Annotated in this window: 4 protein-coding genes; 1 reads left to right on the forward strand and 3 read right to left on the reverse strand. The window is 65.5% G+C overall.

Annotation, left to right across the window (positions count from 1 at the left end):
• Positions 1-437, forward strand: a 437-nt coding sequence (locus ABYW26_RS13940) for an amino acid ABC transporter ATP-binding protein (protein ID WP_372605512.1), incomplete at its 5' end; no start/stop codon positions are given.
• 7 nt (positions 438-444) lie between these two features.
• Here the strand turns inward: ABYW26_RS13940 and ABYW26_RS13945 are convergent.
• The 3 genes from ABYW26_RS13945 to argB form a co-directional block, all read right to left on the reverse strand.
• A complete protein-coding gene (locus ABYW26_RS13945) occupies positions 445-954 on the reverse strand; it encodes a histidine phosphatase family protein (protein WP_372605514.1) in 510 nt (169 codons plus the stop codon).
• Positions 951-1550, reverse strand: coding sequence for a ferredoxin (locus tag ABYW26_RS13950; RefSeq protein ID WP_372605515.1), 600 nt, complete (start codon positions 1548-1550; stop codon positions 951-953). Before ABYW26_RS13950 ends, ABYW26_RS13945 begins: the two co-directional genes overlap by 4 nt.
• A 47-nt stretch (positions 1551-1597) precedes the next feature.
• The coding region (gene argB, locus ABYW26_RS13955) for an acetylglutamate kinase (protein WP_372605516.1) at positions 1598-1958 on the reverse strand (361 nt) is incomplete at its 5' end.

The following is a 1958-nucleotide window of genomic DNA, read 5'->3' on the forward strand; positions in this document are numbered from 1 at the left end:
GCACGCTGGCGCCGCTTTGGGTGCGCAAGATCCCCAAGAAAGAAGCGGTTGAGACCGCGATGCATTTTCTGGAAAAGGTAAAAATCCCCGAGCAGGCCAACAAATATCCCGGCCAGTTGTCCGGCGGCCAGCAACAGCGCGTGGCGATCGCGCGGGCGCTGTGCATGATGCCGCGGGTGATGCTGTTCGACGAGCCGACCTCGGCGCTGGACCCCGAGATGATCAAAGAGGTTCTGGATACCATGATCGAGCTCGCCGAAGAGGGCATGACCATGCTGTGCGTCACCCACGAGATGGGCTTTGCACGTCAGGTCGCCAACCGGGTGATCTTTATGGATCAGGGCCAGATCGTCGAACAGAACGAGCCGGAAGAATTCTTTAACAACCCGAAAAGCGAACGGACCAAGCTGTTCCTCAGCCAGATTCTGGGCCACTAGGCCCGGTTTAGTCGGTCATGTCGGCGGGGATCGCAAAGTCGATCACCTTGCCGATGCCGGGCCGCAGGTCGGACCATCGCGGAATATCGAACCCGGCCACCATCGTGGCGCAGGTCGGAAAATCGCGAAACCGCGGGTGGCGGGGGATTTGCGCCAGCAATTGCTGGGCAAAATCGCTGATCCCGGGGTTATGTCCCAAAATCATCACCGTCGGCGGCACACAGCTTTGCAGAACCCGCATCATGCGGGCGGCACTGGCGTGATACAGGCTGGGCTCGGGGCGCAGCGGCGGCAGGTCCGAGCCAAAGGCCGGGGCCATCCTGTCCCATGTCTCAAGCGTGCGCCGTGCGGTCGAACTGACCACCAGCGACGGGCGGTGGCCATGCGTGGCCAGAAACCGCCCCATCAGCGGCGCCGAAGCCCGGCCGCGTTTGTTCAGCACCCGATCGTGATCGTCCGCAAACGGGTCATCCCAGTCGGATTTGGCATGACGAACAAGGATCAGGCGAAGGGTCATGGGTGAAACGAGGCCATATGAAATGCGGATTGTTCCGCCATCCTGCCATAGCTTTGGCTGATCGGACAGGCCCGGCGTGCCGCACAACCTGTTTCCAGACAGGCGCGGCCTTGGGGCTGGTCCAGAAACGCGTGGCAGGCCGGGATATCATAGATCTCGCCCAGCGCATCGACCGGGCAGGCGGTGCGGCAGGGCTGATCGGCGCAGCTGTCGCAGAGGCGCGGCGGCGTGGCGGGCAGGTCCAGCCGCCCGGGCAGGGCCAGCGCGCCGCGATAGGACACGAACAGCCCGGCCTGATCATGCACCAACAGCCCGACCGGCGATTGCCACGTCCGACCGCTGCGCAGGGCCCAGGCGATGAAGGGCGGCCAGGGCGGCCCGTCTGACGGGAACAGCGCGCGCCCGGCCCAATCCTGCGCCACCGCGCCGATGACCCGCTTGGACCAGCGGTCCAGAGGGTCGGGCCGCGCGTCGCGATATTCGGGGCTGGCGGTAAAATGCAGCCAAAAGCCGGGCTCGCGCGGGCCGATCAGCACCAAGGTGCCGGTGCCGGGCGGGGTGGCGTCATCGGGGCCGGGATGAAACGCGCCGAACACGGCCAGCCGATCTAGGGCCAGCCGGTCGTCCAGCGCGTTTAGCGTGGTCAGCGCGGGGTGCGGATCAGCGAACCCGCCCCATGTTCAGTGAACAGTTCCAGCAGACAGGCGTTCGGGGCGCGGCCATCCAGAATGACCACGGCGCGCACGCCGCCTTCGATCGCGGTCAGCGCGGTCTCGGTTTTCGGGATCATGCCACCGGCGATCACGCCGTCTTCGGTCAATTGGCGAATCTGGTCAGGCGACAGTTCGGTGACGACCTCGCCGCTGGAATCCTTGACGCCAGCCACGTCGGTCAGCAGCAGCAGGCGGTCGGCCTTAAGCGCCGCCGCGATTGCCCCGGCGGCATTGTCGCCGTTGACGTTGAAGGTTTCGCCATTGCGGCCCGCGCCCAACGGGGCGACGACC

Origin of the sequence: Actibacterium sp., assembly GCF_041584535.1 — a bacterium.
GTDB lineage: Bacteria > Pseudomonadota > Alphaproteobacteria > Rhodobacterales > Rhodobacteraceae > Actibacterium_D.